This is a genomic window from Streptomyces diacarni (assembly GCF_003323715.1).
GTDB lineage: Bacteria > Actinomycetota > Actinomycetes > Streptomycetales > Streptomycetaceae > Streptomyces > Streptomyces diacarni.
Genome location: NZ_QOIN01000021.1, coordinates 1 through 17,219 on the forward strand (window position 1 = coordinate 1; position 17,219 = coordinate 17,219).

General features: G+C 73.8%; 14 protein-coding genes and 1 pseudogene. 7 read left to right on the forward strand and 8 right to left on the reverse strand.

The genetic code is table 11. The features are described 5' to 3' along the window. Positions 1-120 precede the first annotated feature (120 nt). A pseudogene (locus tag DTL70_RS00760) lies at positions 121-1,107 on the reverse strand (sensor histidine kinase); the annotation flags it as partial. A 151-nt stretch (positions 1,108-1,258) separates the two neighbouring features. Here DTL70_RS00760 and DTL70_RS00765 point away from each other — a divergent pair. Beyond that, entirely contained in the window at positions 1,259-1,699 is a 441-nt protein-coding gene (locus DTL70_RS00765) for a hypothetical protein (RefSeq protein ID WP_114019850.1), read from the forward strand. A gap of 120 nt (positions 1,700-1,819) precedes the next feature. On the opposite strand, the gene DTL70_RS00770 is transcribed toward DTL70_RS00765, so the two are convergent. The 7 genes from DTL70_RS00770 to DTL70_RS00800 all read right to left on the reverse strand — a co-directional run bounded on the left by DTL70_RS00770 (position 1,820) and on the right by DTL70_RS00800 (position 11,296). Next, positions 1,820-2,494: a TetR/AcrR family transcriptional regulator gene (locus DTL70_RS00770; RefSeq protein ID WP_114019851.1), complete on the reverse strand. Its 675-nt coding sequence runs from the start codon at positions 2,492-2,494 to the stop codon at positions 1,820-1,822. A 643-nt stretch (positions 2,495-3,137) separates the two neighbouring features. After that, entirely contained in the window at positions 3,138-4,058 is a 921-nt protein-coding gene (locus tag DTL70_RS00775; RefSeq protein ID WP_245978897.1) for an ECF transporter S component family protein, read from the reverse strand. 353 nt (positions 4,059-4,411) lie between these two features. Further along, positions 4,412-6,067 carry an ABC transporter ATP-binding protein gene (locus tag DTL70_RS00780; protein ID WP_114019852.1) on the reverse strand — a complete coding sequence of 552 codons (1,656 nt, stop codon included), beginning with the start codon at positions 6,065-6,067 and terminating at the stop codon, positions 4,412-4,414. Continuing rightward, positions 6,064-7,455 (reverse strand): energy-coupling factor transporter transmembrane component T, encoded by a 1,392-nt coding sequence (locus tag DTL70_RS00785; protein ID WP_114019853.1) that lies wholly within the window; start codon positions 7,453-7,455, stop codon positions 6,064-6,066. Before DTL70_RS00785 ends, DTL70_RS00780 begins: the two co-directional genes overlap by 4 nt. A gap of 3 nt (positions 7,456-7,458) precedes the next feature. Next, complete coding sequence (locus DTL70_RS00790; RefSeq protein ID WP_114019854.1) at positions 7,459-8,274, reverse strand: SCO2322 family protein; 816 nt, start codon at positions 8,272-8,274, stop codon at positions 7,459-7,461. Positions 8,275-8,303: 29 nt separating this feature from the next. After that, positions 8,304-9,680 (reverse strand): SCO2321 family membrane protein, encoded by a 1,377-nt coding sequence (locus DTL70_RS00795; RefSeq protein ID WP_114019855.1) that lies wholly within the window; start codon positions 9,678-9,680, stop codon positions 8,304-8,306. Positions 9,681-10,168: 488 nt separating this feature from the next. Further along, the gene (locus DTL70_RS00800; RefSeq protein WP_114019905.1) at positions 10,169-11,296 is read right to left on the reverse strand and encodes a Strvi_7410 family MBL fold metallo-hydrolase; all 1,128 of its coding nucleotides are present in this window, start codon (positions 11,294-11,296) and stop codon (positions 10,169-10,171) included. A 294-nt stretch (positions 11,297-11,590) separates the two neighbouring features. Between DTL70_RS00800 and DTL70_RS00805 the strand changes: the two genes are divergently transcribed. The 6 genes from DTL70_RS00805 (at position 11,591) to DTL70_RS00830 (ending at position 17,216) form a co-directional block, all read left to right on the forward strand. Further along, positions 11,591-13,042: an aldehyde dehydrogenase gene (locus DTL70_RS00805; RefSeq protein ID WP_114019856.1), complete on the forward strand. Its 1,452-nt coding sequence runs from the start codon at positions 11,591-11,593 to the stop codon at positions 13,040-13,042. 114 nt (positions 13,043-13,156) lie between these two features. Then, entirely contained in the window at positions 13,157-13,396 is a 240-nt protein-coding gene (locus DTL70_RS00810; protein ID WP_114019857.1) for a ferredoxin, read from the forward strand. Between the two features lie 216 nt (positions 13,397-13,612). After that, positions 13,613-14,428, forward strand: a complete 816-nt coding sequence (locus DTL70_RS00815; protein ID WP_114019858.1) for a hypothetical protein — start codon at positions 13,613-13,615, stop codon at positions 14,426-14,428. Then, positions 14,425-15,588, forward strand: coding sequence for a sensor histidine kinase (locus DTL70_RS00820; RefSeq protein WP_220183584.1), 1,164 nt, complete (start codon positions 14,425-14,427; stop codon positions 15,586-15,588). The genes DTL70_RS00815 and DTL70_RS00820 overlap by 4 nt, the downstream gene beginning before the upstream one ends. Beyond that, positions 15,585-16,253: a response regulator gene (locus DTL70_RS00825; protein WP_114019859.1), complete on the forward strand. Its 669-nt coding sequence runs from the start codon at positions 15,585-15,587 to the stop codon at positions 16,251-16,253. Before DTL70_RS00820 ends, DTL70_RS00825 begins: the two co-directional genes overlap by 4 nt. A gap of 81 nt (positions 16,254-16,334) precedes the next feature. Then, complete coding sequence (locus tag DTL70_RS00830) at positions 16,335-17,216, forward strand: LLM class flavin-dependent oxidoreductase (RefSeq protein ID WP_114019860.1); 882 nt, start codon at positions 16,335-16,337, stop codon at positions 17,214-17,216. The last annotated feature ends 3 nt before the right edge of the window (positions 17,217-17,219 follow it).

Consider the following 17,219-nt stretch of genomic DNA (forward strand, 5'->3'; position numbering starts at 1 on the left):
CAGTTGCACGGTGGCCTGCCAGTTGAGCAGGGAGCAGACACCGGCAGACGGTGCACCCCAGGGAGCAGAACCCGCGCACTCAACCGCGAAGATCCCCTACACCACACAGCGGGACGCCATCATCGGCGGGTCCAGGGACAGCCGGCCGCCGGCGCTGACGGTCACGTCGAGCGGGATGTCCAGCGCGAGGGCGCGCACCGCGTCGACGAGCCCCCTCTCGTTCAGCACGGGAGGACTGATCCCCCGGATCAGCTCGCGGAGTTCGGCCAGCGAGGCGGTGGCGCCGACCCGCGCGTCCCGCATCAGTGCCTTGGCCCGCTCCGGGTCGGTCTCCATCAGTTTCTCCGCGGTGGCCAGGGAGAGTCCGAGCGCGACCAGGCGGGCCTGCGCCCCGTCGTGCAGGTCCCGTTCGATCCGGCGGATCTCGGCGGCCTGCGCGACCGTCGAGTCCGCGCGCTGGGCGGTAAGTTCGGCTACCCGGTCCGCCAGCACCATCGCAGGCGACGGACGCAGGAAGCGGATGGCCACCGGCTCGACGAGCCGCCAAGCGTACGGGGCGGAGGCGACGGCCACGGCCAGGCCGAGTGCCCCGACGAGGCGCGCGACGAGCCCGGGCCGGCTGAGCCCGAGGGCCGCCGCGGCCACCCCGGCCGGTGGGACGGCGGCGACCACGCCCGCGGTGAGTGGCACGATCCCTGTGGACCGCAGGTCGCGCCAGGTGGCGGGGTCCTTCCACCGGAGCCGCCACTTCTGATCCAGGAGGGCGTCGCGACGGGTGCGCTCGTAGGAGAAGCCGTTCCACCAGTACCCGGTGGACATCCGTGTCACCGGCCCGGCCTGCCGGTATCCGGCCGGGGTGACGGTGGCGGTCCACCGTGCGACGAGGAAGCGGACCATCCGGCAGACCGGGCGGGACAACACGAGCGTCCCCCCGCACACCAGCACGAGCGGCGCCACCCACGACCAGGGGTTCGCCGCACCCCACCAGATCCCCAGTGCCACGGCGGCGGCCCACACGGCTGGGACCAGCATGCTGACGACCGTCACGACGCATGCCCGCGCGAACCCCACGCCGACGCGCGCCACCCACGAACCCACCTGTCTCATGACGCATCCTTCGCTTGCCGTTCGGTGCTCCCACTGTGCACCGCACGGAGTCCGTTCCTTCCCTGGTCAGTCAGGGAGTGGGGCTACCCCCACCTGCCTGTGCGTCCAGGCGGATACCGGGTCGGTCAAGCTCTTCGTAGCGTCGGTGAGCATGGAAACCACCCCGCACACCGCGGCCGATGCGGCACTCCTCGACACCCCCCGCGCCCAACGAGCGTTCGACACAGTGAAGAGCGGCATCAAGGTGTACGGCGCTCTGAGCGCCGTCGCCGTTCTGGCGGTCATCGCGGTGGCGATCAGCGGTCACACGGTGAACACGTTCATGTGGGTCCGGGCAGTCCTGCTGCCCGTAGTCGCCGTCCTGATCCACCGGATGGCCGTCTCCGCTTCCCGGGGATCCCGACGGGCCTTCGAGCGAGTGAGGGCTCTCGCCGTCATCATGCCGATAGCGATCATCGGCGTCGACCTGATCCCGGGTGTCTGTCCGCCGTGGTACTCCCTGATGCAGGTCGTCTGCATGCTGCCCGTCATCCGAGTCGCGTTCACCACCCGCGGCTCCGCATTGCGCGCCGCCTTCCCCAAGGGGCGCTGACCGGGCGTCGGGTGCCGCTCCGCGCGGCCTCCCCGAGGGACCCGCGTCTGCCCTGGCCTTCCAGCCGGCCGTCGACGGTGAGCGGTTGGGCGTGAGCGGTCGCTCGCCGGTCGTGAGCCCTCAGCCGCCCGGCGCCGTGCTCGCCGGCTCCCGCGGGCCCGCTGCCGGCTCCTCGTGCCCCGCCGGCGGCTCTTCGGGCCCCGCTGCCGACTCCGCCGGCGCGTCCGCCGCCACGGCCGCATCGTGCAGCAGCGTCCTCGCCGCGGAGCGCGCGTGCCGCGCCGGGGCGGGGGAGTCGCTGATGGACGCGTTGCTCATCGCGCCGTCGAGCAGCACGGACAGCTGGGAGGCCAGCCAGTCGGGGTCGGTCGCGCCCGTCTCGAACGCCAGGCCGCGCAGGAAGGTGCGGACCGCCGACTTGTGCTCGCGGACCGCCTCGACGACTCCCTGGGAGCCCGCGCCCAGTTCGCCGAAGGCGTTGATGAACGCGCAGCCGTGGAAGTCGGGCCCGTCCACCCAGTCGTAGAGCCAGTCGAAGACCGCCAGGACCCGGGACTCCGGGTCGGTGTGGTCGGCCACGCGCTCCTCCAGCGCGGTGCGCGCCCACCGGTCGCGGCGGCGGAGATAGGCCTCCACGAGCGCCCCCTTCGAGGGGAAGCACTGGTAGATCTTCTTGAGTGAGACGCCGGAAGCGTCACGGATCCTGTCCATCCCCACGGACTGCACGCCGTACTGGTAGAAGAGGGCGTCCGCAGCGCTGAGGACGCGGGTCTCGATGGTGTCGTCGACGTTCATGCTTCCGTTCTCCCCAGGTCTTGAGAACCGCCGTTCTCTACGATACGGTCTTACCGGAATCGAGAACGAGCGTTCTCGCGTCCGTAACGGGGAGTGAACGGGGGGACCGAAGCATGGCCGAGCGCACGACGTCGCGATGGACACGCTTAGGTGAGCTGGCGGGGGCCGGGCTGAGCGCAGCCCCGGCCGTCGTCGGTGCGCACATCCCGCGCGCCCCTGCCGAGAGGCCGGGTGCCGCCGTGAGACCTGCCGACAGACCTGTCGGCATCTCCTGCCAGGGTGCGAACCGTCTCCGTGCGAGACGTCCCCGTGTGAGAGACCTCCCCGTGAGACGCCGCCACGCAAGACGCCTGCACGCGAGACGGGTCGGCGCGTCCGGTCGGCCGTTCGCCGAGCGCGGCTGAGGCAGCGCCCCTCCGCGCGCCGCTGCCGGGGGCTCCGGAAACGGTGCCCTCCCCCGTGCCCTCCCTCCGGCGAGGGCGTCGCCTCGAACGGAGAGGAGCGGCGAGTCCGCGTCGCCGCACGAACTGTGAGGTCCCGCCGGCGGGACCTCACCCGAGACCCCGCGTTCCTGCCCGTCGGGGTCGGGCAGGAACGCGGTAACTCCGTCAGGCGGCCCGAGCCCACGCCCGCCCGGGCCGCCTCACGCCCGGGGCCCCACCCGCGCCCGGTCATCGCCGGTTTCGCCTCTCTCCGGCGGCGCCGCGAACGCGGCTGACGCGTCGAAGGCGGCACGCCGAGTGGCCCGGCGCAGTGCCCGCAGCACCGTGCCCCCCAACGTGGCAGTCAGCACGACGGTGAGAAGGGCCCGCGGAACGTCCCACCCCAAGGAGGTGGCCACCACGTAGGCCCCGTACCTGGCCAGGTTCTCGTGCACCGGATCGCCGGGCACGAAGGAGAGGCCGGAACCGAGCCCGGCGATGTACGGCCAGCCCTGCATATTCATGACCAGCCCGTAGAGCAGTGCGGAGACCGCCCCGTACGCGGCGAGAAGCAGCAGCTCCCTGCGGCCTCGCAGCGTGGCCGCGCCCGGCAGCAGCCCCGCCCCCATGGAAACCCAGCCCATGGACAGCATCTGGAACGGCATCCACGGCCCGACCCCGCCGGTGAGCAGGGCCCCGGCAAACATCGAGACGGCACCGAGCACGAAACCGAAACCGGGCCCGAGGACCCGGCCCGCCAACACCATCAGAAAGAACATCGGCTCCAGCCCGGCGGTGCCCGCGCCCAGCGGCCGCAGCGCGGCACCGGCCGCGGCCAGTACGCCGAGCATGGCCACGGCTTTGGCGTCCAGCCCGGTGTCGGACACGGTCGCGACGGCGACCGCGAGCAGAAGGGGGAGCAGCGCGGCGAACAGCCATGGCGCGTCCTGCGAGTGCGCCAGCCCGGAGCCCCGTCCGGCCAACAGCGGCCAGGCGAAGGCGGCCAGGCCGGTGGCGCTGGTGAGGGTGAGCGCCGCGATCGACCGCGGCCCGAGCCGAATCGCCCTGACCCTCGATGAGAGCCCGGGCCCGGCCCCGGGCACGGGTGCGCCAGGCGCATGCGCGGGTGCTGGTGCGGGCATCTGAGCCGAGGGCGAGTCGCCGGCCGGGGCATCGGCCGAGACGTGTGCCGCGTCCGAAACCTGTGTCGCGTCCGAGGCGTGCGCCGCGTCCGAAACATCTGCCTCGGTCGAGACGTGCGCTGCGTCCGTGGCGTGCGCCGCGTCCGATACCTGCGCCGATTCCGAGACCTGCGCCAGGTCCGAAACGTGCCCCGCGTCCGAAACGTACTCCGCATCCGAGGCGCGCGCCTCGGCGTGGCCGCGCGTGGCCGGAGGTGCGGGTGCCGTGGACGGGGTGGAGCGCTCCGGTGCCGGGGCCTCGGCCGCGGGTGTGTGGGCGGGCTCCGGCTCCGCTGCCGGGTCCGGGCGTCGTTTCACAGTGCCTCCCTGACCTGGGCGACCGTCAGCCACGGCTGCGGGGCGAGGATCTTGGAGACCTGCGGGGCGTAGGCGGGAGAGGAGGTGACGACCTCGTGGGTGGGCCCGTCGGCCACGGTCTCGCCCTGGGCGAGGATGACGACCCGGTGGGCGATCTCGGCCACCAGCTCGACGTCGTGGGTGGCCAGAACCAGTGCGTGCCCCTGGTCGGCGAGTTCGCGCAGCAGCGTGACCAGCCGGGCCTTCGCGGCGTAGTCCAGGCCGCGCGTGGGCTCGTCCAGCAGCAGCAACGGTGGCCTGGCAGTGAGGATGACGGACAGGGCGAGGGCGAGCCGTTGGCCCTCCGACAGGTCGCGGGGGTGTGCGGTGTCGGGGATGTCGGGCAGCAGCCGGGAGACGAGGGCGCGGCAGGTGCCGGGGTCCGCGCCCGCGTCCGTGTCGGCGGTCCGGCACTCCCGGGCGACGGTGTCGGCGTACAGCAGATCGCGTGGTTCCTGCGGCACGAGTCCGGCGTGGCGCAGCAGCTCCGCGGGGCGCGTCCGGTGCGGCACTCGGCCGTCCACCGTGACTCGGCCCGAGGTGGGGCGGTGCATGCCGACGAGGGTGTTGAGGAGGGTGGACTTTCCGGCGCCGTTGCGTCCCATCAGCGCGACGGTCTCTCCCGCGCGTATGCGGAGGCTGACGTCGTGCAGGGCCGTCACCCGACCGCGGACGAGCCCGAGGCGCGAGGTCTCGGCGAGCGGCGGGGCGGAGTCGTCCGGTGGGACGACGGAGTCCGGTGGGGCTGGGGAGGCCGACGGGGCGGGGGTCGCCGGGGCCGCGCCTCCACCAGGTATCCGGGGCGCCAATCGTTCCCGGAGGCCGTGCGCCCTGCGGCGGGCGTCGCGTACGGAGAGGGGGAGGGGGTCCCAGCCTGCGAGGTCGCCGAGTTCGGTGACGGGCGGCCGCACGGGTGAGACGGCGAGCATCGCGGCCGGGTCGCCGAGGCGTGCGGTGAAGTCGGGGGACAGCAGCAGCACCTGGTCGGCGTACTGCACCACGCGCTCAAGACGGTGTTCCGCCATGAGCACGGTGGTGCCCAGGTCGTGGACCAGGCGCTGGATGACGGCCAGCACCTCCTCGGCGGCGGGCGGGTCGAGTGCCGAGGTGGGCTCGTCGAGTACCAGGACCTCGGGGTGCGGGGTGAGGACCGAGCCGATGGCCACGCGCTGTTGCTGGCCGCCGGAGAGGGAGGCGATGGGGCGGTCGCGGAGGTCGTTGAGGCCGAGCAGGTCGAGGGTTTCCTCGACGCGGCGGCGCATGGTGGCCGCGGGCAGTCCCAGCGACTCCATGCCGTAGGCCAGCTCGTCCTCGACGGTGTCGGTGACGAAGTGGGCGAGCGGATCCTGACCCACGGTTCCCACGAGGTCGGCGAGTTCGCGGGGTTTGTGGGTGCGGGTGTCGCGGCCCCCCACGGTCACGCGGCCGTGCAGGGTGCCGCCGGTGAAGTGCGGGACGAGGCCCGAGACGGTGCCCAGCAGCGTGGACTTGCCCGATCCGCTCGCGCCGATCAGCAGGCACAGTTCCCCTTCGGGGAGGTGGGCGTCGACGGTGGGGAGGGCGGGCTGCCGCGCGTCCTCGTAGACGACCGAGACGTGGTCGAAGTGGATCACTGTGTGTGCTCCTCGTCGTCGTTCCGGCCCCGCAGCGCCCGCGCGGTCCGGCGGGGGCCGCCGTCGTCACTGCCCGGACGGGGCGAGGGGGCGTCGCCCCGGGGGCGCCCCGCTCTTCTCGTGCGGCTCCCGGTGTCCGCGGCGGACGCCGTGCCGGAACCGGAACCGGCGCGGGAGCCGGGGTGGGAGCCGGAACCGGAACCTGGGCGGGAACCGGACCCGGGGCCCGGGTCGGGGCCGGTCGCTGGGGCGGGTGCGGGGGCGACGGCGGCGGGGAGCAGGCCGAGGAGAACGGCGGCGGCGGGCCACAGGGGCAGTTCGGGGGCCTGGAGCGGGACGGTGGGAGGTGCGAGCGCCGCGGGGAGCGCGTCGGCGGCGCTGATCATGAGTCCGGCGACGGCGGCCCCGGACGCGGCGACGAGCCAGGCGCGCGGGCCCCACCGGTCGGGGCGGTAGCGGGTGCGGACCGTTCGCCTGCCGCCGAGCCACAGCCCGGCCAGCGCGAGTGCCAGTCCGGCCAGCAGCACCGGCAGCCCGAAACCGGCGCCCTGCGCGGCCAGCAGGCCGTAGGTGCCGGCGCACACGCCCAGGAGTCCGCCGAGGGTGAGCGCGGTGGTGGTGCGCCGTACCGCGACCGGTACGCGTGCCGTGCGGCCGTATCCGCGCGCGTCCATCGCCGCCGCGAGTGCCACCGAGCGCTCCAACGCGCCCTCCAGCACGGGGAGCCCGACCTGGACCACGCCGCGCAGCCCGCGCTCACCGCGCCCCCGCAGCCGGCGCGCCGCCCGCAGCCGTCGCACGTCGGCGACGAGGTGGGGCGCGAAGGTCATCGCGACCACCACCGCGACCCCGGCCTCGTAGAGGGCGCCCGGCAGCGACTTGAGCAGCCTGGCGGGGTTGGCGAGGGCGTTCGCGGCGCCGACGCAGACGAGCAGGGTCGCCAGTTTGAGCCCGTCGTAGAGGGCGAAGACCATGCCCTCCACCGTCACTCTCCCCCCGATCCGTACGCCCTGCGCCCACTCGGGGAGCGGCACCTCGGGCAGTTCGACGAGCAGGTGGGTGCCGGGTACGGGCGAGCCGAGGAAGAACGCGAAGACGAGCCGGATGGCGAGCACCAGGAGGCCCAGCCTGAGGAAGGCGGCGTACGAGCGGGCCCAGGGGGCGTCGGTGCGGCGCACGGCGACGACGTATCCCGCCACGGCGATCACCAGTGCGAGGAGCAGCGGATTGGTGGTGCGGGAGGCGGCGGTTGCCAGCCCCAGCGCCCACAGCCACCAGGCGCCGGGGTGGAGTGCGGTGCTGCGGGTGGTGAGCGGCGCCCTGACCAGGGGGCGGGCGGAGAACCGACGCCCGCGGGTGTGCGGTGTTTCGGTGCGGAAGCGGCGCATCGGTCAGCGCCTTCGGCGGCGCGCCTGCCAGAACGCCGCGAGGCCCAGGATCGCGACGGCGGCGACGCCCGCGGTCACTCCTAGGCCGGACGACATGCCCTCGCCGTCGGCGTGGTTGCCGCTGCCCTCGTCGCTCCGGGTGCCGCGGTCACCGCCCTGTCCGTCGTCGCCGTTCTCGCCGTTGTCACCGTTCTGGGAGCTTTCGTCGCTGCCCGCCTGCTCGCCGCACCCCTTGGCGGGGTAGTGGTCGATGGCGCACAGCAGGGACCCCGAACCGTAACGGAGCGGGGAGGCGACCTCGGCCAGGACCTCGGCGGCGGACGCCTTCTCGGGCACGAGGGCGCACCGGGTTCTGGGCGCGGGCGGCGCCTCGGGCTCGCTCGCGGGGGCGTCGGTGCGGGTGCCGAAGTCGATGCGGACGGCGACGCGCTTGCTGCCGTCCTCGGGCTCGGTCTTCTCGCAGGCGGCCGCGAACGTCGTGGTGCCGCGCGGTTTCGCGGCCTGCTGGGAGTCCTCGCTCAGGGCGAAGCGGAAGCCGAGGGTGTCGCCGTCGTCGGGGCGCTGGGTGGCCGGGCCCTCGGTGGCGTAGGCCCAGGAGTCGGAGCCGTCCCGCTGCCAGAAGGACCAGTAGCGGTAGCCCGTCCCGGCCGCGGGCCGCACGGAGTCGGCGGCGTGCGCCTGCGGGGCGGGCAGCGCGAAGACCGCGACGGCGAAGGCGGCGAGGGCGGCGACGGTGACGGCGGCGGCCAGGAGCGCCCGCACGGGCCGGGCGCGGGCAAGGGCCCCGGCGCCCGGCGAGCGGGGTGGCCCGGCCTTCATCGGTATGGCGGCGGGCACCGTGCGGCCCCTCACAGCTGCTGCCTCTTGCGGCGGCCGCTGAGCAGGATGCCGAAGCCGGCACCGACGGCCAGGCCGACGAGGACGAAGGCCCAGACGGGGATGGTGCCGCCGTCGTCCTTCTTCTCGGGCTTCGAGGAGCCGTTGTCCGCGTCGGGCAGCTGGGCGGGCCGGGGGCCCGTGTCGGTCAGGCGGGCGAGGAGGTCGGTGCCGCCGAGCTTCGCCGGGTCGCCGCCGGTGGCGCGGGAGGCGAGCATGAGGGAACCGAGGGCGGCGGGATCGTTCTTGGACTTGTCCCACTTGTCGAGGTTGTCCGCCAGCCAAGTGAGGGACGACTTCGCCTCGTTGCGGTGGCCGCCCGCGGCCAGGGCGATCACGGCGTCCGCGGTGTTGGCGTAGTCGGGCTGTTCCTTGTCGTCGCCCGGCATGACCGTGGTGAAGTGGCCGCCGTTCTTCTTCAGGGCCGAGGCCAGGTAGGCGGCGCCCGCGCCCGCGGCCTCCTCGCGCCCGCCGGGTACACCTCCGCCGTCGCCGTCCCCCTCCTGGCCTCCGCTGCCGGTCGCGCACTTGAGCGGCGTCACCGGCTTGCTCTTGGCGTTCTTGTTCTTCGGGCCGGCGTTCTCCGGGTCGACGAGGACGCCCTCGCCCAGGGCCGCGAGCGAGGCGGCGGCCGTGGCGTCGTTGTTCGGGGTGAGCTTGCCCTTCTTGTCCGGCCGGTAGGCGAAGGCGCCCTGTTGGCCCGGTGCGTCCTCGATGCCCTTGGAGGAGCAGGTGAGCTGGAGGGACAGCAGTGCGTCGTACGGCGACTCACCGCCCGGCGCGGTCGTCTTCGCCGGGTTCCTGTCCGCCGCGTGCAGGGCGCCGATGGCCAGCGAGGTGGAGTTGGCGTCGGAGGGCTCGCCGTCCCCCGAGCCCCAGCCGCCGTCCTTGTTCTGCACGGACACCAGCCACTCCACCCCCTCGCGGACCTCTTGGCCGCGTCCGCCGATCGCCGCGAGGGCCTGCACGGCGAGGGTGGTGGCGTTGACGTCGGAGGGGGCGGCGTCCGGATCGCACTTCTTGGCCGTATCCGCCCGGTATGCCGTGAATGAGCCGTCGGCGCACTGCTGGCCCGTGAGCCAGTCCACGGCCTTCTTCGCCGGCACGGCGCCGGCACCGTCCAGGGCGAGCAGCGCCATCGACTGCCGCCACACCCCGTCGTACCGGGGGTCGGCGTCGCCGTAGAGCCCGTCCGGCAGGTCGGACGGCTTCGCGTGCTGTGCCGGGCCGGAGGCCGCGACGGCGCGGGAGGGGGCCGCGGGTGCGGTGGCGGATGCCACGGGTGCGGCGCTCGCGCACAGCACGGTGGCGGCGGCGAGGACCGTGGCGCGGCGGCGACGCGGTGACATTGCGAGTGCCTTTCGGTGACGGGAACGGACCGCAGCCGGGCACGGCCGCCCCGCCGTACGGGTCCGCACGACCGCGCGGTCCGCACCACGGTGCACCGGGCTCGGCTCCGTATACCTCGACGGTGCCGGTGGCCTGTCCGGCCACGAGAGCCCACCTTCGACCGGGTGCCCCGGCTCGCGGCCGCCGCCGGTCGTCGCACGTACGTACGCCGTGCGGCTGCGGCGACGGCTGCTGCTGCGGCGCACGGCGGTACGGACGACGACGCTGCGGTGGTCCGCTCACGGTTGCGGGTCAGCGCCGGATTCGCACCGGCTTCCCCCGGTCGGAGGCGTTGTTCGTCTGTCGGCCACTGTAGCGGGACCAGGCACCCGGCGGCCCCCTCGGCCCTGAGCGGCCCGCGCCTGGACCGCGCAGGGCCGGTTTCGGGGCCGGTCCCGGTGGGGTGACGGTGCCGGTGTCAGCCGGTGTCAGCCGGGGGCGGTCGGCGTCAGCCGGTGGCGCGGTAGGTGACGGGGGCGCTGCCGGGGACGGCTTCCGCGTGGCCGAGTGTGACCAGGCGGCGCAGGTGGGCCTCGGCTTCCGCCACGGCGATGTTGCGGGAGCCGAAGGGGATCTGCTCCCAGGGCCGGTTCCAGCGCATGGACTCGGCGAGCTGCCAGGGGGTGAGCTCCCGCTCGGCGAGCAGCGCGCGCAGGTCGGTGAGGCGCTCCGCGTGGTGGGAGGTCAGCTCGTCCACCCGGGACCCGGCCCCGGTGAACGCGTACTGGTGGGCGGGCAGCACCTCGGCGGGGGAGAGCTTGGCGATCCGTTCCAGGGAGTCGAGGTAGTCGCCGAGCGGGTCGGTGGCCTCGTCGCTGTCCGGGTCCTCGTACAGGCCGATGTGGGGGCTGATGCCCGGCAGCAGGTGGTCGCCGGAGAAGAGCCGGCCGCCGCCGTGGTCCGTGGCCGCTGCGCCCGGCTGCGGTCGCCGCTTCGGGTGCCGCTCCTCCAGGTGCAGGCACACGTGCCCCGGGGTGTGGCCCGGCGTCCAGAGCGCTCGCAGGCGGCGCCCGGGCAGGGCGAGCAGCGCGTCCGGCTCGATCTCGCGGTCGGGCAGCGCGGCGTGTGCGCCCGGCAGCGGTCCGCCCGAGCCGTCGGCCAGGGCGGCGCGCAGCGGCGCGGTGTGCTCCTCGGGGGCGCCGGCCGCGGCGAGTTTCCCGACGAGGTAGCCGAGCCACTGCCGCTTGTCGGAGGTGCGGGAGCGGCGCACCACGGCGGTGTCCGCGGCGTGCATCGCGATCCACGCGCCGGACTCCTCGCGCACGCGCGCCGACAGGCCGTGGTGGTCGGGGTGGTGGTGGGTGACCAGGACGCCGTGCAGGGAGTCCACCGAGGTGCCGCAGGCGGCCAGTCCGTCGACGAGGGTCTGCCAGGAGGCCGGGTCGTCCCAGCCGGTGTCGACCAGGACGGGTCCGGCGTCCGTGTCGATGACGTACACGAGGGTGTGGCCGAGCGGGTTGTCCGGAATGGGGACGGGGATGCTCCAGATCCCGCCCCTGTGATCGGTGACCCGTGGCGGCTGGGCGGCCCCCTCCGGGGCCTGTCGCGGCTCGGTGGCCCGCTCGGCGGATCGCATCGGCTCGGCGGTCGCTTGCGGCTCGGTGGCCCGCCGCGGTTCTGCGCCCGGCTGGGGCCCGGTGGTCCGCGGCGCGTGCGGCGCGTCCGTCATGGCGGCGACTCCCGGAGGGTTGCGTACGCGAGTCCGGCCGCCGGGAGGTCCGGCCGGCCTGGAGACGAGGGCTGGCACAGGCATTGTTCCCTAGAACTAGAACTGGTACTAGTTCTGATGCGCTGTCAGCGGGGTGGCGGGCGTCACACGGCACCGCGCGGCGCGCGGCCGCGCGGGTGGGAGAGGGAGGCCGAGGAGGGCATGGGCATGTACGTCGAACACCAGCAGCTCTACATCGGGGGTGCGTTCACCGACCCCGCCGGCGACGGGACGATCGAGGTGGTCTCCCCGCACACCGAACAGCCCATCGGGCGCGTACCGCACGCCTCACGCGCCGACGTCGACCGCGCGGTGCGGGCCGCGCGCGAGTCCTTCGACTCGGGTGTGTGGTCGGGGCGTTCGCAGGCCGAGCGCATCGAGACCGTCACCCGTGTCAAGGACGCCTTCGCGGCGCGCAGCGAGGAGATCGCCCACCTCATCAGCGCGCAGAACGGCACCCCCTACACCTCGGGCGTGATGGTGCAGTCGCTCGCCGCGATGATGGTGTGGGACGCGGCGCTCAAGGTCGCCGCCGACTTCCCCCACGAGGAGCGCAGGGCGGGCGCGCTCGGCCCGCTGCTGGTGCGGCGGGAGCCGGTGGGCGTGGTGGCGGGCGTGGTGCCCTGGAACGTGCCGCAGTTCACGGCCGCGGCCAAGCTGGCACCCGCGCTGCTGGCGGGCTGCTCGGTGGTGCTCAAGGTCTCGCCCGAGACCCCGCTGGACGCCTACGTGCTGGCCGAGATCGCGCAGGAGGCCGGGCTGCCGCCGGGCGTGCTGTCGATCCTCCCCGCCGACCGGGAGGTGAGCGAGTACCTGGTGGGCCACCCGGGCGTCGACAAGGTCTCCTTCACCGGCTCGGTCGCGGCGGGCAGGCGTGTGATGGAGGTGGCCTCCCGCAACCTGACCCGGGTCACGCTGGAGTTGGGCGGCAAGTCGGCGGCCGTCATCCTGCCCGACGCCGACCTGGACGCGGCGGTGGCGGGCATCACCCCGTTCGCCTGGATGATCAACGGCCAGGCCTGCGTGGCCCAGACGCGGATCCTGGCGCCGCGCGAGCGCTACGACGAGATCGCCGCACGCTTCCGGGCCGCCGCCGAGGCGCTGACCGTCGGGGACCCGCTCGACCCCGCGACCGAGGTCGGCCCCCTGGTCGCGGCGCGCCAGCGGCAGCGCTCCCTCGACTACATCGCCCTCGGCCGGAAGGAGGGCGCACAGGTCCTGGCGGGCGGGGGGACGCCCGAGGCGATGCCGACAGGCTGGTACGTGGAGCCCACCCTGTTCGGAAACGTCGACAACTCCATGCGGATCGCCCGCGAGGAGATCTTCGGCCCCGTCATCTGCCTGCTGCCGTACGACGACGAGGACGAGGCGGTCCGCATCGCCAATGACTCCGACTACGGGCTCTCCGGCAGCGTGTGGACGGCCGACACCGAACGCGGCGTCGGCGTCGCCCGCCGCGTGCGCACCGGCACCTACTCCGTGAACACCTTCAGCCTCGACATGCTCGGCCCCTTCGGCGGCTACAAGAACTCCGGCATCGGCCGCGAGTTCGGCCCCGAGGGATACGCGGAGTACCTGGAGCACAAGATGATCCACCTGCCGGCCGAGGCGTGAGCGCCGGGCCGCAGGCCCCCTCTACACGCGGCCGCGGGGCTGCGGGGCCGCGGGGCCGCGGCGCACAGGCACGGACCGCCGGAACGAGAGACGAGCAGTGAAGGGGGAGCGCCCATGGCCACGGCCGACCGCTGGCACATCGAGGTGGACAGGGACCTGTGCATCGGTTCGGGCATGTGCACCGCAGGCGCACCGGAGGCGTTCCGGCTGGACGCCGCCCGCCAGTCCCGGCCCGTCCAGACGGAGCGCTCCCCCTCGGAGGAGGTGCTGTCCGCCGCAGAGGGGTGCCCCGTCGAGGCCATCACCGTGACCCTGGCCGACACGGGGGAAGCGGTCTTCCCACCGGAGGAGTGACCCGGCTCCCACCGCTGGCCGACCCCGGTCCCAGCACCTCCGCGCACCGGGCGCCCGGCCTCGTCGCGGACCTTGCGCCACAGCGCGTGGGCGGTCGCCGCCCACGCGCTGTGGGGCTACTGGGCGGGTACTGATCGGACAGCCGCAACCAAAGAGACGCCCGCCCGTCTCGATCGAAGGATGTGCTCGCGCTGCCCTGCGCCCAGGCTGGCGGCCATGTCCAGACACCACACGCCCGTCGTGGCGGACGGCACCCGGCCAACCCCTGCTCACGTCCACCGTGACGCCTGGATCCCCGGGAGGCGCATCGGAGGAGCGGCCCTCGTCCTCGGCCCCCTCGTGTGGTTCGCCGGTCTGCTCCTGCGCCATCTGGCCACCCGGTCGGCAGATTTCACACCGGAGCAGCAGACGTGGTTCGACCAGCAGCCGTTCGCCGCTCCCGCCCAACTGGCGGCGTACCAGGCGCATCCCGTACTGGTCACGGCAGGCTACGCGTGCTTCGCCGGCGGAGCCGTTGTGCTGTGCCCGGCCTTCATCACACTCGCCAGGATCGTCGCCCCGCGGTGCCCGGGACTCGCCCGCGTCGGCGGCACACTCGTCGTCGTGGGTCTCTTCTCCCGCCTGTACTGGGCCGGGGTCGACCACACCGCCTTCCAGCTGGTCGAGGAGCTAGGCCTCGACCAGGCCACCAGCACGGTGCTGGACACTTACGGGGACATCTCCTACGGGCCATGGCGGGTCCCCGTCACGGCCGCCTTCGGCCTCTACATCGGAACGCTGGTACTCGCCGTGGGGGCCTACCGAGCGGGAACGTTCGGTACGGCGCGGTTGCTGCTGTTCCTCCTTTCGGGGACGCTGTGGACCGGCGTGCTCAAGGAGAGCGGCCTCTTCGACGGCGTCGTCTCGGCCGTCGCCCTGTGCCCGGTGCTGGTGCCCCTCGGCATCCGGGTGCTGCGTGGCGGTGTGCCAGAGCTGCCCACACAGGGGCCGCCCGCGACCGGCCGGGGCCCCTTGAGGATCCTGAGCTGGTGACATATCGCGCTTGCGACCGTGGTCCGACATCGGTACCGACCAGGCTGTCGCGACTGCTGGCCCCGTGGCTGCCCGCTGCTGTCGCCTTCTGCGGCGCCTTCTTCCCGGCGGCCCTCCCCGGACCGCCCCTGTACGGGCCCGGGCTGTCAGGGCTGGCCGCCGTGCCCGGCCACGCCATGAGCGCCGTGGTCGGGGTCCTGGCGGCTGTGGCGATGATGAGGGTGCCGAAGCGCAGGTGGCCGCTGTTTCTGATCACGGCCGTCGACGCGGTGGTCAGGGCGCCGGGACTGCTGGTCGCGGTCGCCTCCTATGTGGCGGCGACGACGTGCCGACGCCCCCGCGACGTGGTGCTCTTCACCTTGGTCGCGAGCGTGCTGGTGGCGGTACCGCGGCCCGGTGTCGAGTTCGCCTCCGCGCTCGGCGGCGTGGCGCTGTTCGTCTGGGTTCCCGTCACGGCCGGGTTGTGGCGGACCGCCCGCGGGCAGGTAGTCGCCGGACTGCGTGAGCGGGCCGAGCGGCTGGAGAGGGAGCAGGCCACACGCACAGAGCAGGCCCGGGCACAGGAACGTGCCCGTATCGCCCGGGACATGCACGACGTGGTGGCCCACCGGGTCTCGCTGATGGTGCTCCGCGCCGGAGCGATGGAGATCAACGCCACCGAGGAGAAGACCGCGGCGGAAGCGGAGCTCATCCGGACCACGGGCAAGGAAGCGCTCACCGAACTCAGAGCCGTACTGGGGATACTGAGCGAGCCGGACGGGGAGTCCTTCCGGCCGCGACCGACGCTCGCCGATCTCGATCGCCTGCTCGACCAGTCCAGGTCGGCAGGTGTTCCCGTCGCACGGCGGGACGAGGGCGCGGCGGGCGACGGCGTCTCCGCCGTGGTGGAACACACCGCTTACCGGGTCGTGCAGGAAGCACTGACCAACATCCACAAACATGCCGGCCGGGCCGCCACCCGGGTCGTGGTGCGGCACCTGCCCTCGGCACTGGAGGTCACGATCACGAACGACGCCGTGAGCGGCCAGACCCGGACCATGCCGGGCAGCGGACTGGGGCTCCTCGGCCTGCAAGAGCGGGTCGAGTTGCTCGGCGGTCACTTCACCGCCGCCTCGGAACCCGGTGGAGGATTCGTCGTCACCGCGAGGCTGCCGACATGATCCGGGTACTGATCGCCGACGACGAGGCCCTCGTCCGGACGGGGCTGCGGATGATTCTGCAAGCCGCGGAGGACATCGAGGTGGTCGCCGACGCGGACACGGGGTCGGCGGCCGTCACCGCGGTCATCGGTCACCGGCCGCACGTCGTCCTGATGGACGTACGGATGCCAGGCACCGACGGTGTGACCGCGCTGAGGGAGATCAACCGGCTGCCTGACCCACCGGCCGTGGTCATGCTCACCACCTTCGACCGTGACGAGTACGTCCACAGCGCCCTCCGCGCCAGGGCCGCCGGGTTCCTGCTGAAGGACACCTCCCCGCGCGGCCTGATCGCTGCCGTCCGCGCGGTGGCCGACGGCAGCGCCATGCTCTCGCCGACGGTCACCAGGCGGCTGATCGACACTTTCGCCGAGCAACGGCCCGCGGACCCCCACGCGGCCAGGGCGCGGCTGTCCGTCCTCACCGACCGCGAACGCACAGTCGTGGGGGCGGTCGCCCGCGGACTCGCCAACGCCGAGATCGGCCGGGAGCTCGGAATGACCGAAACCACCGTCAAAGTCCATGTGAGCCGTTCGCTCACCAAGCTGGGGCTGTCCAACCGGGTGCAGATAGCGCTTCTTGTCCGCGACTCCGGCTGGTGGAGTACCGACATGCCCGCGCCGTGAGTGGCACGCCCGTGCCGTTCGTGTCCGGGCGGGACGCTATTCCGTTGCCGGAGGGGCGCCACGCGGGATAGGAACAGCAGCATGACGTCTCTCGGTGCTGTCTTCCGTCCCCAACTCCCCCCGGAACACCTGCGGAAGGTCGCCCAGGCCGCGGACGAGTCCGGACTGGAGCAACTGTGGCTGTGGGAGGACTGCTTCTTGGAGAGCGGTGTCGCGGCGGCCGCCGCCGCGCTCGCCTGGACACAGCGGCTGCGGGTGGGTGTCGGCCTCCTCCCCGTCCCGCTGCGCAACGTCGCGCTGACCGCCATGGAGACGGCCACCCTGCGCCGGCTCTTCCCCGGCCGCTTCGCCGTCGGGCTCGGCCACGGGGTGCAGGAGTGGATGGGGCAGGTCGGCGCCCGTGCCGAGTCGCCCGTCACCCTGCTGCGGGAACACCTTGAGGCCATGCGGGCGCTGCTGCGCGGGGAGCAGGTCACGGTCGAGGGCCGGTACGTGCGGCTCGACGAGGTCGCCCTGGACTGGCCCCCGGCCCACGACCCCGCGGAATGGGCCGTGTTCGCGGGCGCGCGTGGGCCGCGTTCGCTGCGGCTGAGCGGCGAGGCCGCGGACGGCACGGTGCTGGACGCCAACACCGCACCAGACGGCATCCGGCACGCGCGGCACCTCATCGACGAGGGCCGCGCGGCGGCCTCCCGCACAGGACACCACGAGATCGTCCACTACCTCAGCACCGCCACCGGACCCGACGCGGCGGCCAGGCTGCGCGCCGAGCGGCTGCGCGAGGGCCACGACCCGGAGACGGGGCCGGGCGTCGCGGGCGGCGCCGCCGCGGTCGCCGAGGCGGTCGGTGCAGCGGTCGCGGCCGGTGCGGACACCGTCGTCCTCCAGCCCACCGCGGACGAGCCCGACCCCGAGGCCTTCGTCCGCTTCGCCGCCCGGGAGGTGCGGCCGCTCCTGAACTGAGCG